Origin of the sequence: Pseudomonas sp. NPDC087817, from assembly GCF_044742875.1 — a bacterium.
GTDB lineage: Bacteria > Pseudomonadota > Gammaproteobacteria > Pseudomonadales > Pseudomonadaceae > Aquipseudomonas.
On record NZ_JBIUVJ010000002.1, the window covers coordinates 315,688 to 333,438 of the forward strand.

At 53.9% G+C, this 17,751-nt stretch carries 21 protein-coding genes, 1 tRNA gene and 1 pseudogene; 6 read left to right on the top strand and 17 right to left on the bottom strand.

Annotated features, from left to right (window positions below; translation table 11 throughout):
• Positions 1-6: 6 nt before the first annotated feature.
• Together ACIONG_RS03550 and ACIONG_RS03555 are read right to left on the bottom strand one after the other, a co-directional pair.
• Positions 7-441 (bottom strand): hypothetical protein, encoded by a 435-nt coding sequence (locus tag ACIONG_RS03550; RefSeq protein ID WP_212809062.1) that lies wholly within the window; start codon positions 439-441, stop codon positions 7-9.
• 268 nt (positions 442-709) lie between these two features.
• Positions 710-1,630 carry an EamA family transporter gene (locus ACIONG_RS03555; protein WP_401296811.1) on the bottom strand — a complete coding sequence of 307 codons (921 nt, stop codon included), beginning with the start codon at positions 1,628-1,630 and terminating at the stop codon, positions 710-712.
• A 109-nt stretch (positions 1,631-1,739) separates the two neighbouring features.
• On the opposite strand from ACIONG_RS03555, the gene ACIONG_RS03560 reads away from it, so the two are divergent.
• Positions 1,740-2,522: an AraC family transcriptional regulator gene (locus ACIONG_RS03560; RefSeq protein ID WP_401296751.1), complete on the top strand. Its 783-nt coding sequence runs from the start codon at positions 1,740-1,742 to the stop codon at positions 2,520-2,522.
• A gap of 46 nt (positions 2,523-2,568) precedes the next feature.
• Here ACIONG_RS03560 and ACIONG_RS03565 read toward each other — a convergent pair whose 3' ends face one another.
• The gene (locus ACIONG_RS03565) at positions 2,569-2,817 is read right to left on the bottom strand and encodes a hypothetical protein (protein WP_401296753.1); all 249 of its coding nucleotides are present in this window, start codon (positions 2,815-2,817) and stop codon (positions 2,569-2,571) included.
• A gap of 106 nt (positions 2,818-2,923) precedes the next feature.
• Complete coding sequence (locus tag ACIONG_RS03570) at positions 2,924-3,589, bottom strand: TIGR02466 family protein (RefSeq protein ID WP_401296754.1); 666 nt, start codon at positions 3,587-3,589, stop codon at positions 2,924-2,926.
• Positions 3,590-3,776: 187 nt separating this feature from the next.
• Here ACIONG_RS03570 and ACIONG_RS03575 point away from each other — a divergent pair, with 187 nt between their 5' ends.
• Positions 3,777-3,986, top strand: coding sequence for a hypothetical protein (locus ACIONG_RS03575; RefSeq protein ID WP_103302260.1), 210 nt, complete (start codon positions 3,777-3,779; stop codon positions 3,984-3,986).
• Between the two features lie 20 nt (positions 3,987-4,006).
• Here ACIONG_RS03575 and ACIONG_RS03580 read toward each other — a convergent pair whose 3' ends face one another.
• The gene (locus tag ACIONG_RS03580) at positions 4,007-4,420 is read right to left on the bottom strand and encodes a cupin domain-containing protein (protein WP_401296757.1); all 414 of its coding nucleotides are present in this window, start codon (positions 4,418-4,420) and stop codon (positions 4,007-4,009) included.
• 123 nt (positions 4,421-4,543) lie between these two features.
• Positions 4,544-5,452 (bottom strand): transcriptional regulator GcvA, encoded by a 909-nt coding sequence (locus ACIONG_RS03585; protein WP_401296759.1) that lies wholly within the window; start codon positions 5,450-5,452, stop codon positions 4,544-4,546.
• A gap of 109 nt (positions 5,453-5,561) precedes the next feature.
• On the opposite strand from ACIONG_RS03585, the gene gstA reads away from it, so the two are divergent.
• The 3 genes from gstA to ACIONG_RS03600 all read left to right on the top strand — a co-directional run bounded on the left by gstA (position 5,562) and on the right by ACIONG_RS03600 (position 9,288).
• Positions 5,562-6,173 carry a glutathione transferase GstA gene (gene gstA, locus ACIONG_RS03590; protein WP_401296761.1) on the top strand — a complete coding sequence of 204 codons (612 nt, stop codon included), beginning with the start codon at positions 5,562-5,564 and terminating at the stop codon, positions 6,171-6,173.
• A gap of 84 nt (positions 6,174-6,257) precedes the next feature.
• Positions 6,258-6,638 (top strand): RidA family protein, encoded by a 381-nt coding sequence (locus ACIONG_RS03595; RefSeq protein ID WP_123464338.1) that lies wholly within the window; start codon positions 6,258-6,260, stop codon positions 6,636-6,638.
• 661 nt (positions 6,639-7,299) lie between these two features.
• Entirely contained in the window at positions 7,300-9,288 is a 1,989-nt protein-coding gene (locus ACIONG_RS03600) for a U32 family peptidase (RefSeq protein ID WP_103302264.1), read from the top strand.
• Positions 9,289-9,401: 113 nt separating this feature from the next.
• Here the strand turns inward: ACIONG_RS03600 and ACIONG_RS03605 are convergent.
• Positions 9,402-9,476, bottom strand: a tRNA-Gln gene (locus ACIONG_RS03605).
• A gap of 318 nt (positions 9,477-9,794) precedes the next feature.
• Here ACIONG_RS03605 and ACIONG_RS03610 point away from each other — a divergent pair.
• Entirely contained in the window at positions 9,795-10,823 is a 1,029-nt protein-coding gene (locus tag ACIONG_RS03610; RefSeq protein WP_401296763.1) for an alpha/beta fold hydrolase, read from the top strand.
• Positions 10,824-11,036: 213 nt separating this feature from the next.
• On the opposite strand, the gene ACIONG_RS03615 is transcribed toward ACIONG_RS03610, so the two are convergent.
• The 10 genes and pseudogenes from ACIONG_RS03615 to ACIONG_RS03660 all read right to left on the bottom strand — a co-directional run bounded on the left by ACIONG_RS03615 (position 11,037) and on the right by ACIONG_RS03660 (position 17,594).
• Positions 11,037-11,393, bottom strand: a complete 357-nt coding sequence (locus ACIONG_RS03615) for a DUF6124 family protein (protein WP_401296765.1) — start codon at positions 11,391-11,393, stop codon at positions 11,037-11,039.
• 118 nt (positions 11,394-11,511) lie between these two features.
• Complete coding sequence (locus ACIONG_RS03620) at positions 11,512-11,877, bottom strand: DUF6124 family protein (protein ID WP_401296767.1); 366 nt, start codon at positions 11,875-11,877, stop codon at positions 11,512-11,514.
• A gap of 438 nt (positions 11,878-12,315) precedes the next feature.
• Positions 12,316-13,110 (bottom strand): nitrilase-related carbon-nitrogen hydrolase, encoded by a 795-nt coding sequence (locus ACIONG_RS03625; protein ID WP_401296769.1) that lies wholly within the window; start codon positions 13,108-13,110, stop codon positions 12,316-12,318.
• Positions 13,111-13,281: 171 nt separating this feature from the next.
• A pseudogene (locus ACIONG_RS03630) lies at positions 13,282-13,404 on the bottom strand (GlxA family transcriptional regulator); the annotation flags it as partial.
• Between the two features lie 88 nt (positions 13,405-13,492).
• The gene (locus ACIONG_RS03635; protein WP_401296771.1) at positions 13,493-14,089 is read right to left on the bottom strand and encodes a hypothetical protein; all 597 of its coding nucleotides are present in this window, start codon (positions 14,087-14,089) and stop codon (positions 13,493-13,495) included.
• 172 nt (positions 14,090-14,261) lie between these two features.
• Positions 14,262-14,618, bottom strand: a complete 357-nt coding sequence (locus ACIONG_RS03640; protein WP_401296773.1) for a hypothetical protein — start codon at positions 14,616-14,618, stop codon at positions 14,262-14,264.
• A 178-nt stretch (positions 14,619-14,796) separates the two neighbouring features.
• On the bottom strand, positions 14,797-15,252 hold the full coding sequence (locus ACIONG_RS03645) for a hypothetical protein (protein ID WP_401296775.1): 456 nt from the start codon (positions 15,250-15,252) through the stop codon (positions 14,797-14,799).
• A 184-nt stretch (positions 15,253-15,436) separates the two neighbouring features.
• A complete protein-coding gene (locus ACIONG_RS03650; protein WP_401296777.1) occupies positions 15,437-16,063 on the bottom strand; it encodes a hypothetical protein in 627 nt (208 codons plus the stop codon).
• 146 nt (positions 16,064-16,209) lie between these two features.
• On the bottom strand, positions 16,210-16,944 hold the full coding sequence (locus tag ACIONG_RS03655; RefSeq protein ID WP_103302272.1) for a hypothetical protein: 735 nt from the start codon (positions 16,942-16,944) through the stop codon (positions 16,210-16,212).
• Positions 16,945-17,027: 83 nt separating this feature from the next.
• Complete coding sequence (locus ACIONG_RS03660; RefSeq protein ID WP_401296779.1) at positions 17,028-17,594, bottom strand: suppressor of fused domain protein; 567 nt, start codon at positions 17,592-17,594, stop codon at positions 17,028-17,030.
• Positions 17,595-17,751: the final 157 nt, after the last annotated feature.

Consider the following 17,751-nt stretch of genomic DNA (forward strand, 5'->3'; position numbering starts at 1 on the left):
TGATGCTTAAACTGCGCGCTTCGGAGTAGGCGCATCAATGACGGACTGCAAGATCGTTGCGAAAATCTTATAGCTGTAACGATCTTCCTCCGGACTGACGAGAACCGCCCCGTCAGCGTTCAATACTGCCCCGTCATGACGAATGCTGAATCTTCCAAGCTGCGATCTTTCTCCTCCTTGACACAAAAACAAAACAGCTTCCGCCAGCCCGGCTTTCTCGGAAGAAATCGGATTGAGCTCAATCGAAAACTGTTTGCCCAGCACCTCACCCTCGATGCTGCGTTCTTTCGCAATGACAGAAGTCATGCCCATAAAATGATGAGTCGACAAATCTTGCCAATGCCCAACCTGATCAAGGATATGAGCGGAAGCACGAGTCCAATCCCTGTTAACGGTTGAGATGTTACGAAGAAAGTAACTAGGGTCCTGCATGAATTCCACTGCGTCAGCTCCGATTGAGTCCGTTTTAACCGAAAAAATTAAAACATTTCCGTTGTAACCGAAGTGTAACCAATTTGACATCACGCCGCACATATCCAATCACGAAGACCAACCTTCAAAGGTCGACACGAACCAATGATTCTGAAATCGAGTGATACGCAAAAGTTCGCCCGGCTCCTGAATAAGGGTTCTAAACACTCTAGTCATTGGGTTTCGCTTCGACTATGGACACGATTGGAGCAGGGCACGATCTTCCGGGTGATTTTGCCTATTCGTGAACGCCCCTGATCTGATCGTTCAACGTGCGCCCGTGTGTGCGAAGACGTCCCCACACTGCCTGAGCGCTGCCGGAACCCAAGGCAAGTGCCAGCAGGACCAGCCAGATCAAGGCCCAATTGAACGGACTCGGTTTTTGACCAAGAATGACCATTGAACTGGCGATGCCAAATACCGGAATCAACAATGACAGCGGTGCCACCCGTGACACCGGATATTCCCGCAACAACAGATTCCAGCCCCAGTAACTGAAGTGCGTCGCGGCATAGACCTGGAACGCCAGGGAAAACAGCGTCATCGCATTGAGCTGCGCGGGTAACGCGGTAAACGGCGCCGAGCCATGTAACAGCCATGTCATCAGCAACAGGGGAATGGGTGGAAACAGACTCGCCCAGACCACGAAGGCGAAGATCTCGCGCACCTTCGACACTTTGATAATGATGTTGCCGATGCTCCATGCCACGGCGCTGCCAATGACCAGCGCAAAACCTGCCGTCGATGCGTCACCGGGCCTGCACAGCACAATCCCCATCAACCCTGCGGCAGCCAGCCCACTCGCCAGCCATTGCAGTCGTCCCACGCGCTCGCCGAACAACAGCACACCCCAGCCCAGAGTGAAAAATGCACTGAGCTGGATCAGCAGCGATGCCGTACCGGGCGGCACGCCCCATGCAATCCCCTGGTTGATCATGGCCCACATGGCGACGCCAAAAATCAGTCCGTAAGCGGCCACCCAACGAAAGGCTACACGGGGTCGCTCGACGATAAAAACCCAAGGCAGCGCCGCCAGCGTGAAACGCAACGCAGTCAGCAAAAGCGGGTCAATGCCGGCCAGACCCAGTCGAGTCACGGGGAAGTTAATCCCCCAAACGGCCGTCACCAGCACGGCGAGTAATAAATGTTTTTTCTGCATGGTCAGGCATTTTCCAGAGTCGAGCGTCATTGCTCGTGCCTGAAGAAATATGCCGACAATCAGCCTGGCCCGCTTTCAACCACAGGCCAGACTTCATTAGAATCGGGCCATGCGCAAAATAACCCTGCCTCCCTACGAAAACACATCGCACGACGCTGTCGTGACCGCACGTGAATATGCGGACGGAACACTGTTCCCGACCCACGACCATCCGCGTGGACAATTCGCGTACGCGGCGAAAGGTGTCATCACCGTGTTCACCGAACAGGGCAACTGGGTGGTACCGCCCCAACGCGGCATATGGGTTCCGGCGCAACTGTCGCACGCGATGCAGATGCGTGGCCCAGTGACCCTGCACAATACCTATATCGACACCGCTGCCGCGCAGCGACTCGGTTTGTCGGCGCATTGTCAGGTCTTGGAGGTGTCGCCGTTGCTGCGGCAGTTGCTGTTGAAGGCAATCGAAGTCCCTGCGGGATACTCCGCCGAGGGCCGCGATGGCTTTCTGATGGGATTGTTGCTGCATGAAATTGCCGCCATGCCGGCCCTGTCACTCAATGCCCCGCTCCCGGCCGAGCCACGTCTGGCGTTGGTCTGCCGCGAGTTCCTCGCCCGGCCTTCGCTGGAGGTGGGGATCGACGATATGGCGCGACGCACGGGAATGAGCCGCCGCAGCTTCACCCGCCATTTTCGGCTGCACACCGGTATCAGTTACGTCGAATGGCGCCAACAGGCGTGCCTGCTCGCGGCGATCATTTTGTTGGGGGAAGGTCAGTCGATCACAGAGGTCGCCATGGTCTTGGGTTACAGCAGCTCAAGTGCTTTTGCGACGGTTTTCAAACAGGTGCTGGGCGAAGTGCCGAGTCGTTACTTTGCGGGTCAGCCGCAATAGAAACCACTGAAAACCCAAGGGATCGAGGTGGCCAGATAAACACCTGTCAGTGGTAATCCTCTCCGGCGACTGCGCGCTGGTAGGCGACATCGGCCTCCCTGCGCAGATCGCGCCATTCGGCCCAACTCACCATGCCCAGCCGATCCATCTCATCTGACTGACGCAACAGTTCGTCGTGATAGGCGTCCGGGCAGTCCATGCGCAGCTGCCTGTTCTCCAGCGCACGATGCCAGGCATCGAAGGCGAGCAACCGTGAGGCTTGCGCTGGCGTCAGTTGATTCTTGAAGGCATTCATTTCACTCACCCCGAATATTTCCCGGTTGAGCAAGCGATCTCGAAATAGGTTCAAAGCGTCTGATGAGAGACCACTGGACGTGTGTTCGTGACCTTCGGCTGACCGCTCAGGCGCCGAAGTTGAACGCAATGGAAATTCGCGGTCTGGCCCCTTGAAATCGCTGGACCGAATGCATCAGCCACGACGGAAACATGAGAAAAGTTCCACTTCTGGCGGCGCACGTACAGCTGAATCCGGCCGTCAGGCAATCTTCAACTCTCATGCGCAGAGCCGGATTGTAGGTCGATGCAACCATGCCGCGTGGATCTATAAACTCAAGATCACCGCCAACGTCCGGGTCATCCTCGCGGCCGCCATCATCGACCCAGTACACCCCTGACCAGAACGCACCGGGGTGACCGTGGAGTGCATTGCTGTGGCCAGCCTCGTTGACGTTGGCCCAGGCGTTGAGCTTCCATTCGAAAGCGGGCTCGGTCAGTCCGTATTGATCGCTGTGCACCGCTGTCAGTTGAACGGCAAACTCCGTGGCGAATCTGACCAGAGCGTTGCAGGCTTCCCCGCCCCACGCCGGGAAATCACTCGAGGATTGCCAGCCGCCGTCATTGCTGCGCTGTGCACCGTTGCGATCTTTGGCCATTCGACGGGTGATCAGGGTTTTCAGCTCGGCGTTGAGCTTTTCTGCATCCGGATACTGAATACTTGCCAGCGGCGTTGTGAACAGTCGACGAATCTTTATCAGTTGAGGGTCTACCCGATTACAAGTCGACGGCATTGGCGATTCTCTACAGGACATTCGTTACAACAAACTATATGCGGCGCCCTGTAAGACTGAAGTAAACCTTTGTTAAAAATAGCGTTGAAAAAGTTAAATAGCGGATGGTGCAACTATGCTTTCAACTGCACCGCAATCCGCCATCGTGCTAAAACGCCAGCCTCCAGTCGTACAGGAAAGTCTCTGAATGCCCAAGAAACAGCCAGCCACCCGAGAGGCCGCAAGCGCCGCTGACATCGAGCGTTCTATCCAGGCCTTGAACAAAATGGCCGAACGCCTGTGGGGCGATGGTCGAGAAGCGGAAGCCAAAGCGCTGCTCGACGCGCTTGATGCGTTAAACCGGGCGCTCGACCGGATCAGAATTGGCGAAAGCCGCCGAGCGGCGACACTCCATTGAAACGCCAAAAAAGCGCAGTGCTACGGCTTGAGAATCAATAACGGATCGCCTTTCTTCACAATATACGTCGCCAACTCTGAGCCCTTGTCAGTGCCTATGTTTCTGGCGATATGCGCAACACCCTCCGGGATAAACAACGAATCCCCAGCCTTCAGTGTCACGGGCGCCCTGCCCTCAAGTTGATATTCGAAGGTGCCGCTGATCACGAACGCCACCTCGACACCGGGATGCGCATGCCGTGGCGAGGTCACGCCCGGTTCGAAATCGACCCGCGCCTGAATCACTTCGCGATCGGCGGCGCCGAGGTCCTGGCGTACCAGATCCGTACGGCTCAGGCCTTGCTGCCAACTCTTGGGTGGTGTGTCAGCGGCATGTGCGACGCCGGTAAGGGACGCGAGTATTGCAGCGGTTGCCAGAAATAATGGACGGCGCATGATGTTGCCCTCTCGAACGTAGTGGTGGTGTGACCGCTACTTTGCGCAAGGCATGTAAGGGTTATGTGTCGTAAACCTGCCGTTTGTTATTGGCGTGTGTCCCCGGCCGGGATTGATACACGCTTATACAAACGTTTCGCTGCTCTGCTGCATTGCCAGCAGCCATGTTCTCAGGGCGACGATTTTCTTCGAGTCCGCTATTTCATGCGGCGTCACCAGATAGAAACCCAGATCGTCTTGCAGACGCAGATCAAACGGCGCCACCAGTCGGCCCGCCCGCAGATCATCATCCACATAGGTTGAGCGCCCGATGCATACGCCCTGCCCGTCGACGGCGGCCTGCACCGCCATCATTGCCAGATCGAAGGTCAGCCGTGGCGCTTCGGCCAGTCGCGGTGGCTGCCCCGCCGCGCGCAACCAGAGGTTCCAGTCGCCTGCGGTCATGCCACTGACTTGCAGCATCGTGTGGTTGATCAAGTCGGTGGGTGTGTTCAGTGCCTTCGCGCCGTTAAGCAATGCCGGACTGCACACCGGAAAGATTTCATCGGACATCAGGAAATCAGCGCGCAAGCCCTTCCAGTCACCTCGACCATAGCGAATCGCCGCATCAATACCGCCGTGACGAAAATCCACCAGATCGGTGGATGCACTGACCCGCACATCGATTTCAGGACAGGCCTTTTGAAACGCCGGCAGGCGCGGCAATAGCCACTTGGACGCCACTGACACCAACGTGCTGATGGTCAGCACATCGTTGTTGCGCACCGCCAGCAACTGCTCCGTCGAATAGCGCAATTCATGGAACGCCGAGCGCACGCCCGGCAAGTAGGCGTGCCCGCTTTCAGTCAGCGCCAGGCCGTCCTTGAGCCGCAGAAACAGCGGCACACCCAGTTCTTCTTCGAGTCGGCGGATCTGGTGACTGATGGCGGTCTGGGTGACGTTCAGCTCTTGCGCTGCCATGGTAAAGCTCATGTGGCGAGCGGCACATTCGAAGGCTCTCAAACCATTGAGAGAAGGCAACCTGACCACCATGTGACGCTCCATGCTCATGAGATTTTGTCATACGCTACCACTCGAAATGACCTTTGCGAAAGCTTCGGCGACGGTGGATTCTGGCACCTTCTTTCAGCAAGGAACCGCCATGAAACTGTATTTCGCGCCGATGACCTGCTCGTTGTCACCGCACATTGTGCTGCGGGAACTCGACCTGCCCTTTGAACTGATTCGCGTGAACAACCAGAGCAAACGCACAGCCGATGGCCGCGATTTTCGCGAGATCAATCCCAAGGGCTATGTTGCTGCGCTGGCGCTGGATAACGGTGAGGTGCTGACGGAGGGGCCGGCGATTGTGCAGTTTCTCGCCGACCAGGTTCCCGGGAACGCATTGGCGCCGCCTCAGGGCACTTGGGAGCGCACTCGTTTGCAGGAACACCTGAATTTCATCAGCAGTGAAATCCATGGCGGCAGCGCGCCGCTGTTTAACAGCGAGATCCCACAGGCGGTCAAGGCGATCTTCAAACACACCCTGTTCAAGCGGCTGGACTTCCTGAGCCAGACGCTTGCGACGCAGGATTACCTGATGGGCGCATTCGGTGTCGCCGATGCTTATCTGTTTACCGTGCTGCAATGGCTGCCGGTGTTCAAGATCAACATCGAGCAGTGGCCGACACTCGCTGCCTACATCAAGCGCATTGCCGAACGCCCGAGCGTGCGCGCGGCCATTGCTGCAGAAGAAGCCACACTGCCGGTCTGATCTGTGCCGGTTGCCTTAACGGGCCATGTCGCCCGTGAATCTGTAAACTGGCGCGATCCTTACTCACTCGAACAAGAGATCAGCATGGCCAACCAAGACATCACCTTTACCCCCGATCCGGACGCCGACTCCATTTCCTCCGACGTCGCGACCTTCGGTGGGATCATGGTCTCCACCCAGATCCCGACCCGGGCTGATGGCAGCCTGGAACTGGGCGGCATCACCGAGCAAAGCGAATGCACCCTGCAAGCACTGAAGGTTGCGCTGGAACGCGCCGGCAGTTCGATGGATCGGGTCATGCATCTGACCATCTACCTGACCGACATGGCTGACCGCGCAGCATTCAACGAGGTGTACAAGCGCTTCTTCGCCAAGCCGTGGCCTGTGCGTGCGGCGGTCGGCGTTGCCTCGCTGGCCGTTGAAGGCATGCGCGTGGAAGTGACTGCGATGGCCGCCAAGGCCTGACCCGATGTTGTAAACCACTGTGGGAGCTGGCTTGCCAGCGACGGCGTAGGCACATCACACATTGATGTCGCCTGATACTCCGCTATCGCTGGCAAGCCAGCTCCCACAGGTTCTGGTGTCGTACGCAAGGTTTTGTGGCGGTACAAACATTGTGGGAGCTGGCTTGCCAGCGATGGCGTCGGCACATCACACATTAAAGTCGCCTGATACTCCGCTATCGCTGGCAAGCCAGCTCCCACAGGTTTTGGTGTCGTACGCAAGGTTTTGTGGCGGTACAAATCATCGTGGGAGCTGGCTTGCCAGCGATGGCGTCGGCACATCACACATTGATGTCGCCTGATACTCCGCTATCGCTGGCAAGCCAGCTCCCACAGGTTTTGGTGTCGTACGCAAGGTTTTGTGGCGGTACAAACATTGTGGGAGCTGGCTTGCCAGCGATGGCGTCGGCACATCACACATTGATGTCGCCTGATACTCCGCTTTCGCTGGCAAGCCAGCTCCCACAGGTTTTGGTGTCGTCCATTGCATCTGTGCTTGGCACAAGACACGGCAGGAGCAGCAGGATCAGGCCTGCAATGGCCATCGGGCAGCGCAGGCGTGCCGGGCGCGCGTTTCGCGGCTACAATGCGCGCCTAACCGTGACAGCCTGACTAAAAAAACTATGTCCTTGCCCAAGCATCATCTGGAATTGCTCAGCCCTGCCCGCGATGTCGCCATCGCCCGTGAGGCGATCCTGCACGGCGCCGACGCCGTGTACATCGGTGGCCCGAGCTTCGGCGCCCGCCACAACGCCTGCAACGAAGTGAGCGAGATAGCCGATCTGGTGGAATTCGCCCGCAAGTATCACGCGCGCATCTTCACCACCATCAATACCATCCTCCACGACAACGAACTGGAGCCGGCGCGCAAGCTGATCCATCAGTTGTACGACGCCGGGGTCGACGCGCTGATCGTTCAGGATCTGGGCGTGATGGAGCTGGACATTCCGCCGATCGAGCTGCACGCCTCGACCCAGACCGACATCCGCACGCTGGAGCGGGCGAAGTTCCTCGACCAGGCCGGTTTCTCGCAACTGGTGCTGGCCCGTGAGCTGAACCTGCAAGAAATCCGCGCGATCGCCGACGAAACCGACGCCGCCATCGAATTCTTCATTCATGGCGCGTTGTGCGTGGCGTTCTCCGGCCAGTGCAACATTTCCCACGCGCAGACCGGGCGCAGCGCCAACCGCGGCGACTGCTCGCAGGCCTGCCGTTTGCCGTACACCCTCAAAGACGAAAAGGGTGGCGTGATCGCCTACGAAAAACACCTGCTGTCGATGAAAGACAACAACCAGAGCGCCAACATCCGCGCCCTGGTTGAAGCCGGCGTGCGTTCGTTCAAGATCGAAGGTCGCTACAAAGACATGGGCTATGTGAAGAACATCACCGCCTATTACCGCCAGCGCCTCGACGACGTGCTCGAAGATCGTCCGGACCTGGCCCGTGCTTCCAGCGGCCGCACCGCGCACTTCTTCCTGCCCGACCCGGAAAAAACCTTCCACCGTGGCAGCACCGACTACTTCGTCACCGATCGCAAGATCGACATCGGTGCCTTCGACTCGCCGACCTTCACCGGTCTGCCGGTGGGCACCGTCGAGAAAGTCGGCAAGCGTGACATGCAGGTCGTGACCCACGAACCGCTGTCCAACGGCGATGGCCTGAACGTGCTGGTCAAGCGTGAAGTGGTCGGTTTCCGCGCCAACATCGCCGAGCCAAAAGGCGAGTTCGAGGAAGACGGCGAGAAGCGCTATCGCTACCGCGTCGAGCCGAACGAAATGCCCGAAGGCCTGTTCAAGCTGCGCCCGAGCCACCCGCTCAATCGCAACCTTGACCACAACTGGCAACAGGCGCTGCAAAAGACCTCTTCCGAGCGTCGTGTGGCCCTGAGCTGGTTCGCCCGTCTGCGCGAAGAACAGCTGGAAATCACCGCTACCAGCGAAGAAGGCATCAGCGCCAGCGTCACCCTCGCCGGTCCGTTCGGTGTGGCCAACAAGCCTGAGCAAGCGCTGGAGCAATTGCGCGATCTGCTCGGCCAGCTCGGCACCACGCAGTACCACGCCACCGACATCAAACTCGATGCGCCACAGGCGTTCTTCATCCCCAACTCGCAGCTTAAATCCCTGCGCCGTGAAGTGATCGAAGCCCTGACTGCCGCCCGTGTTGCCGCGCATCCGCGTGGCAGCCGTAAAGCTGAAACCAGCCCGCCGCCGGTGTACCCGGACTCGCACTTGACGTTCCTCGCCAACGTGTACAACCAGAAGGCCCGCGACTTCTACCACCGTCATGGCGTGAAGCTGATCGACGCTGCGTACGAAGCGCACGAAGAGCCAGGCGAAGTGCCGGTGATGATCACCAAACACTGCCTGCGCTTCTCCTTCAACCTGTGCCCGAAACAAGCCAAAGGCGTGACCGGCGTGCGCACCAAAGTCGCGCCGATGCAGTTGATCCACGGCGATGAAGTGCTGACGCTGAAGTTCGATTGCAAGCCGTGCGAGATGCACATCATCGGCAAGATGAAAGGCCACATCCTCAACCTGCCGCAACCGGGCAGCGTGGTCGGCCACATCAGCCCCGAAGACCTGATGAAAACCATCCCGCGCGCACCGCACTGAGTGGTTGGCGAGTACGGTGCTTCGGCGCCGTACCCGCTTGCCCCGCTTTGCCTGGCCAAATCGCAGGCATAAAAAAACGCCAACTTCTTGCGAAGTTGGCGTTTTTTCGAATATGGCAGGGGCGGCTGGATTCGAACCAACGCATGGCAGGATCAAAACCTGCTGCCTTACCGCTTGGCGACGCCCCTACTGCTCTTTCCAGCGCCTCGTTGAGGTTCGCTGTGAGAACGGGGCGCAATTTACCAAGGTTTTTTTACTTTGTGAAGCGCGAAGTGAAATATTTTTTGTTTTAAAACAGCGACTTATTATTTTTGACCGATTCAGGTCAATGATCAGCCTGTTTCGCGGTGTGTATCACACTGTGTACGAACCCCGCCGCGATACATCGCCATTCAACTACGCCCCTCTTCGACACAGCCCAGATACGTCCCCGCGCTGAAATACAACCAAGGTTTGAAGGATTCATTCAGAACCCTTGGCCAAAGGCTCGCACAGGAGACGTCACCATGAAGATGGCACTGCACACCCGCAAAACCGCTTTCGGACTTTCGATTCTGGCGCTGTCGCTGTTCGGCGCTTTTGGCACGGTTCAGGCGCAAACCACCGAACCTGCTTCGGTCAGCTACTCCGCGCCCTCGCCCTTCGGCGCGTTGAAACATGTGAAGGCCGGCGTGCTCGACGTGGCCTACGCCGAAACCGGCCCGGCCGATGGCCCGGTGGTGATTCTGCTGCACGGCTGGCCCTACGACATTCACAGCTACGACGAGGTCGCGCCGTTGCTGGCAGCCAAGGGTTACCGCGTGCTGATGCCATATGCGCGGGGTTATGGCGATACGCAGTTCCTCTCCAAAGACACCCTGCGCAACGGTCAACCGGCAGCGCTGGCCAGTGACGTCATCGATTTCATGGACGCACTGAAGATCAAGCAGGCGGTGCTCGGCGGTTATGACTGGGGCGCACGTTCGGCGGACATCGTCTCGGCGCTATGGCCGGAACGCGTGAAGGCGCTGGTCTCGGTCAGTGGTTATCTGATCGGCAATCAAGCCGCCGGCAAGAATCCGCTGCCGCCCAAGGCTGAATTGCAGTGGTGGTATCAGTTCTACTTCGCCACCGACCGTGGCCGCGACGGCTACAAGAAAAACACCCACGACTTCGCCAAGCTGATCTGGCAACTGGCGTCACCGCAGTGGAAATTCGACGACGCCACCTTCGACCGCTCTGCCAAAGCGCTGGAGAACCCGGATCACGTCGACATCACCGTGTTCAACTATCGCTGGCGTCTGGGCCTGGTGCAGGGCGAAGCGAAATACGCAGCACTGGAACAAAAACTGGCCACCGCGCCGTCGATCAGCGTGCCGACCATCACCCTTGAAGGCGACGCCAACGGCGCACCGCACCCGGCGCCTGAGGATTACGCCAAGCGTTTTACTGGCAAATATCAGTTCCGCTTGATCAACGGCGGGATTGGCCACAACTTGCCGCAGGAAGATCCGCAGGCGTTTGCGAAAGCTGTGATCGACGCCGATCACCTGTAGAAAAAAAGCAGTCAGCCGCAAGGGCTGACTGCTTGATTATTTGAGGGCGGGATTGAGGCCTGAGGGATGGTCACGTTTTGCAGATTCTTTGCCTGAACTAGCGTTATCGCGAGCAGGCGAAGGCCTACATTTGAAATGCGTTCCCCCTGTAGGAGTGAGCCTGCTCGCGATGACGCCCGGCCAGACACCATCAACCCCGACTAACGTGCGCGATCACTCGATCGGCACAACAAGATCCAACGCCTTGTTCACTGCCAACTCTCCCAACATGACCACTTGCGCAATGCCCAGCAGCGTATGGCGATTTGATCCCTCTAGCACCCCGGCAAAATTGCCGAGCATGACCGAGGCGGACGCCAGGGACCCGCAAGCATTGGTCAGCAACGACTCGGTGTCTGCTTGCGGGTTGGGCATGAACAGAGCGTTGGGCGTATAGGGTGTGGCCACGATCGCGGCAGGCAACAGGTAATGATCAAGCGCACGCTCAGCCGCTTCGTGGAGCTTTCGTGAATTGGGCGATGCGTACGGCGACGCCGGATCGGTGATCGGTGGTTCGGGTGTCTTGGACATCAGCTGAAACTCCAGACAAGAACCGTTTGCGGTTCTTTGATAGAAGGCGTGAAGCGTCGCGATCGCGGACGCTTCTGTGCAATCAGGGGGCAAGCCCCCTCACCCATCTGCGTTGCGACTAGTTCGGCAAGCGCTGGTTATCCAGGACTCGACCGATCACCAACTCGCTGAGCATGATCACCTGTTGCAGGATCAGCATCTTTCGGCGTTGCGAACTGTCGATCGAGTCGGCAAGTTCACGGGCCATGTCACTGGCGGAAGACAAGGTTTCAGTCGCCTCGACGAGCAGTGTTTCGTCATCCACCGTCGGGTCGACGAGGTAGATCCTGCCGGTCTTGCGGGTGGGGATTGAGGTCTTCAGTGCTGAAGGATTGAGGTAGAAGTTGATCGCGCGTTCTGTGGCCTCTTTGATGTTTTGAGGTTCGAGCGCGGCGTCGTAGGGGATTGGATCGGTTTCTGGTGGGTTGGGCGTAATTTTGAACATAGATGACACTCGCTTAGCAAAAAAATAAGGAGCCATCACTCACGCTACCAAACGAGGGTGGTGACCATTACGCAGGTTGGTAGACCGGTCTAAGCGAGTAAACCCCGGCGCTCCCGAAGGAGCCCCACGCATGGCCACCATATAAAACCGAGCCCCGAAAGGAGGCTGCATATAGCGGCGCATAACGCTTAGAAGACGGGCTACCAAACCCGATCACTGTTTTGCAGTGACAGGGAAACGATACAGCCCGCCTCAAGGCGCGTAAGCCGGCGGATTCTGGCGTACGCGTAGGTAACGGCGCAAGGTGTTGTAGCCGTTATGGCGTAACAGTGCGTGTAAGTTAAACGCGTTCGCGAAATGGCGTTTAAGCAGCCTACATGTCCTGGTGCTAGGGTGCCTTGGCAAAGAGTTAGGCCAGATCGCGTTATTGCCATCGGTTCATTTTAAGTGTGGGCCTGATAAAGCGTAGCGGCTTGCCTCTGCCATCAAGTCATCGCACATAGGATTCGCCTTGAGGACGTGTGCAGCCGGGTCGATTATCGACAAACCCAGCGACGTCTCTTCTGTGGTGCAAGTCCAGACTTCTCCCATAGGCCCGACAATCTGGCTTTCACCTCGGAATGTCGCCTCCTCCCCTTCATACATTTCCACACCCGTACGATTGGCACAGATAAGCGGGGTAGCGTTTTCCATGGCGCGAATGCGCGCAAGCTGAGTTGTCCAAGGCCCACCATAGTTGGCTGGACAACACAGTAACTGCGCACCTTCGCGCACCAACAGGCGAGCGGCTTCTGGCATCCAAAGGTCGAAACAGGTCAGAACACCGAAACGGCAGAATCCGTCATCGAAACACTCCAATGAATCGCCTGGGGTGAAGATCAGCTTTTCTATACGAGACAGGTGGCACTTGCGTTGCTTGCCCAGCCAGCGTCCTCGCGATACGACAATCGCCGTATTGTAGATTTGATCGCCGTCACGCTCGGCGATACCCGCAATCAGCGTTGCATTCTTCTCCGCCGAAAGTTGCAGTAAGAATTGCGCCGTCGGCCCATCGAGCGGCGATTCAGCATGAAGAGACAATGCCTCACGCGAGTCGTGAAAGTAGCCGATGGTGCAAAGCTCGGGCATTACCAAGAGATCAAATTGTGCCGAGCCAACCGCATCGCGAATTTTATTGAAATTTGCGGCTGGGTCACCAAATGAAACCGGGTACTGCAAAAAAGCGGTCAGCATGAATTCTTCCAACCATTTTGGGGAGGGATCTGAGCCCGGGATTATCTTCCCTTGGAAGGCGTCAAGTTTGGACTATTTCTTTACCGAATGTCAGGCAAGCCACCCAATTCGCATCAGATCAGTCGACCGCCTGGAAATACCGAAGTGAGCTCGGGCTGGCAACGGCGAGGGTTATTTGACGAGGCGTTTTTCTTTTGATGGGCGATAGCCGAAGTAAGAGCTGTGGCATTTGCTGAAATGGCTTGGCGAAACGAACCCGCATGCAACCAACACTGCCACCTGCGACAACTCGCTCAGGCTATCATCAGCCTGCTTCACCGAGTCCGGGTTACTCGTTGTGCAGCAACGGCTACCCGTTATGGTTGTATTAAAAACTTTTCAACTAACCTAACTGGAGAAAAAACGCACCACACCCGGTTCCTTTCTTATCTGAAAAATCATCATCCAGAAAAAGATATCCCATACCATCGGACAATATACCTTTGTTATTGGGCAGAGAGATGTCTATATCCCCACCATAAATAGACAACCGTCTGCGTCCTATATTTGATGACATGGATGGCTGCAACCACGCGTCTATGCCATCAAGTTTAGACGCCAAATTTTCATCATCATCAGAGTCAGGATTCGACGAAAGTAGAACTCTTCCACAATCCAATAAATTATTGGACGCTCCTTTTCGTTCTTCGCTGGATCGGACATATCCTATAACAACAGCTTCAGACACTCCATTCAGAGCTCTTAGCTTCCTGTAATGGCCCACCTCTCCCGGCAGGTACGGTATAAAAATCGAGATCCAATAATCTTCATTCATTAGCGCATCTGCAAACCATGAACCAGGAAAGGAGATTAGATGTGTAAGTGGCTGTCCATCTGTCGAGTGAGGCCAAACTACATCGCTCGGCAGATAGACTCCTCCGCCAGCATAGGCGTCGGCTTTCGTAGGCACTTCTTGGGTAAAAACCAACTCATTAAACATCTGTATCTCTCCGCTAATTTATTGGTCACAGCAGCAGTTAAGCGAACTTACATATTGGCCAGAGCGTTTGCGCAGGCGCCTGGCCTGCGAAGCCGACATTCGAGACTGACGGACGGCTCGTTGCCAAACGTCCATTTGCCGTTTAGAGGGTTTATCCGTTGCAGCATTAACGTCAGTTATCCAAGAATGTTAGTAACTGTGTAATCACGGATTCACCAGAAGAGGCCAATACCACCCTAATCTCGGCAGAACTTCCACTAGCAGACACTATGCCCCTACCAAGCACTTCTCCACCGGAAGTACACAAATCCAAGTAAACAACAAAATCCCCGGCATCAATCTCCTCTCCATCGAATACAAGTTCTACTTCACCAGGAAGAAACGTGACATAGGCGCTGAATTTATCGCCCGAATACTCGTAGTGACCATAATTCCTTTTTAGTACTATGCCTAGACGTTTCGAAGCCTCTTCGTGAATATCGCCTAAAAACTTATCAAGAACGTCAAGTATTTCCTGTCGCTCACTCATTATTTTGTCACCCTGTGGATAATCGATTTCAGTACGCCATTAGTCAGTGGGGGATTCTCTCTGGTACTCGCCCACTCTTTCAGTTTAGAGTCGGGATCAACCTTTTCTCCTTTTCCCTTGCATGACTTTGGAACTGTAGGCTCGGCTAGATCTACACGAGGGGCAGCACCATAGCTGATCAGATTTTGAGTAGGTCACCGTAAAAAAACATATCATCAAATGAGAAAATGACTTTCGAACTCTTGGGAATTAGCAGTAATGAATTTTCATCAGAAGGGTAAAAAAAATCATTCCAGGATTTTAAAAAAACTTCACGCGGGACAATTCCTGCCGAGGACCGCCCCCAAAAAAACCATATGAAATCAGGAAAGCTCAGTCGTTCCACAAAGAATTTTAAAGGCTCAGACTTACATTCAAAGTCCAAAGCAACCTTCTCTTGCAGTTTGAAAGCATTGTTATCCAGCCCCATCAAGTCTTTAACTGGAATGAACGTATCCCACAGTCGTTGTGATTCTAGAGTTTCAAACAAGACTATCCTTTTCTTATCACTATCAGATAATAGGCAGTCCAGAGCATTGAAACGCCAGGCGATCGGATAGACATCTTCATCTATTTGATATTTATTCTTACTCATGAAATATATGTCCTGCGCCGTCTGTTTTTTTACCTTCACGCCAGCTCTTCCACTTCGTTAAAGGTGACAGATTTATATAATGAAAAATGATGCAGAAATAAAAAGGACAGGAAGCAAAAATCGTATTCTGCGACTACTTGCCCGAATTTCAGAAGGCGACTTCGAGAAAAATATTTTTTTCAAGTTAATAAATTGGAAGTTTAGATGGATCATCAACCATTATCCACTCTGCGAACTCTCCAGCAATACCGCCAAACTCGTCAAAAAAACAACTTAAGTCACCAGAAAAAACATCAAACGCGCCATGTCCATATTCGCCTGAAATTTTCGCGATCACGACATATTGGCAGGTATTTTTGAAAAAACTGTATACATCTTGGCATATGGACAACTCATCATTCTGCAAAAAAACAGTCAGTATAGGAGGCGTAGGTTTTTCCACGCTTCGATGCCTTGAGAGTATTTCATATTTTTTGACATCTATTTCGTATCGTCTATGCGCATTCACTGCGCGCTCGAACTCCCCTTCTTTATCTCTAAACATAAAGAGCGGCATATAACGAAGCTCTTTATTTGATGGCGATTGCAGTTTTCCATTAATATCAATGTAGTAACACCTGGCAATTAACGACTTAATCGCCGCGACGCCCTGTGTAGTTTTATCGAAACCAATGGAACCATTTTGATCTACAGAGGCTAGCAGTGCGAAATCGTCATCAATTCCTCCCGGGATACTCCTAATACGACTGCTAGTGAACTTTTTGAAAGTATCGAATTTTGCCCGATAACAAATAATTTTGTAGTTCTTCACACTACCCCCCCGGACAAATGAATATTCTCAACTCGCTCTTTCTGTTCTTTGCATGAATATGTGGACACTGGAATCTATCAAAGACAGACTGGATTTAAATAGTATTAAAAAACGTGATCTACCCCTTAAAAACTCCACCACATACATCATTCGTAAAATTGCTTCATGGCAGGCCTGACCAGCAGTGCGTAATCCTTGTTTATTTTCTCCATTTCCAGAAAAGCTTCATCTTCAATAGCCTGAATCAAGGTCAAGAATTGATTTGACGGCAATTTATCCCTCCACAGATATAAATGACTTAAAGACAGCGGAGAGTTATAAAGCTCATTGAAACTCCCACAAAGCGCATCAGGAACATCCGACATTATGCCCTTCATATACTTATCCCAATCAGTTGAAGCCTCCTTCCACAACTCATCAATGTCGTCCCAATCAAGATCTGTTTCTGCCTCGAGAGGCAACTCCAGATTTTGGACCTGCATCACTGCTTCGATCAGAGCGTCAGATACTTCAATCTGAAATTCATCGACGTTCAACCAATACAGCCGAATAGATACATTCTTTATAAGCCTAATCGAATTGGCGTTTTCGTTTAATATTTGTTTACTGGTAACTTCGTAAAGCTCGGAAAATTTACTGAGGATAAAACCGGAATCCTTCAGAACTGCAAGCCTCTGAAGAAAATCGTTTTTCGTCTTGGCGACTCTAACTTCAGAAAAGTCTGCATCATAATAATAATCCGACCCTCCCTTCATTATCTCAAGGGTTTCTGCTCTTGCTGCATACTTTATATCATCTAGATTTGCAGCAAACCGTTCACCAAGCAGCTCCCCAGAAAAACAGTCCGTGCTTGCAATAAATATAACGTGATCAAAATTCATTTAGCGACCTGCTGAACACATAGGAGCCGAGCCTTCCTGGTGTTGATAACAACTGATAAAGCATTCACACCTCCTTCGCAGAGCTAATCCACAACACTTTTTCGACTTAGAGAAAACACATCGACAGACGAATTCTCAAGTAGCGCCTCAAAGGCATCAACTCCGTTATCTTTTATATAACTAAGCTCAGAATCAAATATCGGAACAAGCCACGCAAAAATACAGCTGACATCATCCCTGCCAACACCTTCATGAGAAAAAGATTCATCTCCAAAAAAAACTGGGGGCTTGACCCATACGGCGGAAAAAAGGTGATTCTTAAAAACAACTCCTTCCCTTTGGACCAATTGATTATTCAATAATGCATAATTCGAAGCAAGTGCATCGTCTGCAAACTGTTTCACTATTGCTACCGCGTTCTTTGGAACCTCATGCTGATCAACAGATAGCAATAGCTCATGAAATATTATTTGTGGGGAAACGGCGGACTTAAGTCCTACATTCGAAAGTCCTAATGTGCAGAATGATACGACACCCTCTACACTCCCATCCCGACACTCAACGATTTGATAGGGATGCGCATCTTCAGAAAAACTCCATCCTTTTGAAATTTTTCCAAAATTTTTCTCGATGTGCTCAACAATGCTCATTTTCGATTTCCTTCTCTGCGGTTGCAGAATGGGCATTTTAGAATGACGCCCGCCGAATAATTGTCGAGAACCTCTTTTCGACTCGCGCCGTCCGGGAAATCCATTATATTAAAAGTTCGGAATGGTAAGCCCATGACCATCAGCGGACCATCCGAAC

What these genes read in the sequence shown, in the direction of transcription:
- ACIONG_RS03570 (WP_401296754.1), bottom strand. Translation starts at nt 3,589, where the DNA reads ATGCCGTCGACTTGTAATCGGGTAGACCCTCAACTGATAAAGATTCGT.
- ACIONG_RS03610 (WP_401296763.1), top strand. Translation starts at nt 9,795, where the DNA reads ATGAAGATGGCACTGCACACCCGCAAAACCGCTTTCGGACTTTCGATT.
- ACIONG_RS03585 (WP_401296759.1), bottom strand. Translation starts at nt 5,452, where the DNA reads ATGGTGGTCAGGTTGCCTTCTCTCAATGGTTTGAGAGCCTTCGAATGT.
- ACIONG_RS03600 (WP_103302264.1), top strand. Translation starts at nt 7,300, where the DNA reads ATGTCCTTGCCCAAGCATCATCTGGAATTGCTCAGCCCTGCCCGCGAT.
- ACIONG_RS03555 (WP_401296811.1), bottom strand. Translation starts at nt 1,630, where the DNA reads ATGCAGAAAAAACATTTATTACTCGCCGTGCTGGTGACGGCCGTTTGG.
- ACIONG_RS03655 (WP_103302272.1), bottom strand. Translation starts at nt 16,944, where the DNA reads ATGAATTTTGATCACGTTATATTTATTGCAAGCACGGACTGTTTTTCT.
- ACIONG_RS03595 (WP_123464338.1), top strand. Translation starts at nt 6,258, where the DNA reads ATGGCCAACCAAGACATCACCTTTACCCCCGATCCGGACGCCGACTCC.
- ACIONG_RS03575 (WP_103302260.1), top strand. Translation starts at nt 3,777, where the DNA reads ATGCCCAAGAAACAGCCAGCCACCCGAGAGGCCGCAAGCGCCGCTGAC.
- ACIONG_RS03620 (WP_401296767.1), bottom strand. Translation starts at nt 11,877, where the DNA reads ATGTTCAAAATTACGCCCAACCCACCAGAAACCGATCCAATCCCCTAC.
- gstA (WP_401296761.1), top strand. Translation starts at nt 5,562, where the DNA reads ATGAAACTGTATTTCGCGCCGATGACCTGCTCGTTGTCACCGCACATT.
- ACIONG_RS03615 (WP_401296765.1), bottom strand. Translation starts at nt 11,393, where the DNA reads ATGTCCAAGACACCCGAACCACCGATCACCGATCCGGCGTCGCCGTAC.
- ACIONG_RS03560 (WP_401296751.1), top strand. Translation starts at nt 1,740, where the DNA reads ATGCGCAAAATAACCCTGCCTCCCTACGAAAACACATCGCACGACGCT.
- ACIONG_RS03625 (WP_401296769.1), bottom strand. Translation starts at nt 13,110, where the DNA reads ATGCTGACCGCTTTTTTGCAGTACCCGGTTTCATTTGGTGACCCAGCC.
- ACIONG_RS03640 (WP_401296773.1), bottom strand. Translation starts at nt 14,618, where the DNA reads ATGAGTGAGCGACAGGAAATACTTGACGTTCTTGATAAGTTTTTAGGC.
- ACIONG_RS03580 (WP_401296757.1), bottom strand. Translation starts at nt 4,420, where the DNA reads ATGCGCCGTCCATTATTTCTGGCAACCGCTGCAATACTCGCGTCCCTT.
- ACIONG_RS03565 (WP_401296753.1), bottom strand. Translation starts at nt 2,817, where the DNA reads ATGAATGCCTTCAAGAATCAACTGACGCCAGCGCAAGCCTCACGGTTG.
- ACIONG_RS03645 (WP_401296775.1), bottom strand. Translation starts at nt 15,252, where the DNA reads ATGAGTAAGAATAAATATCAAATAGATGAAGATGTCTATCCGATCGCC.
- ACIONG_RS03635 (WP_401296771.1), bottom strand. Translation starts at nt 14,089, where the DNA reads ATGTTTAATGAGTTGGTTTTTACCCAAGAAGTGCCTACGAAAGCCGAC.
- ACIONG_RS03660 (WP_401296779.1), bottom strand. Translation starts at nt 17,594, where the DNA reads ATGAGCATTGTTGAGCACATCGAGAAAAATTTTGGAAAAATTTCAAAA.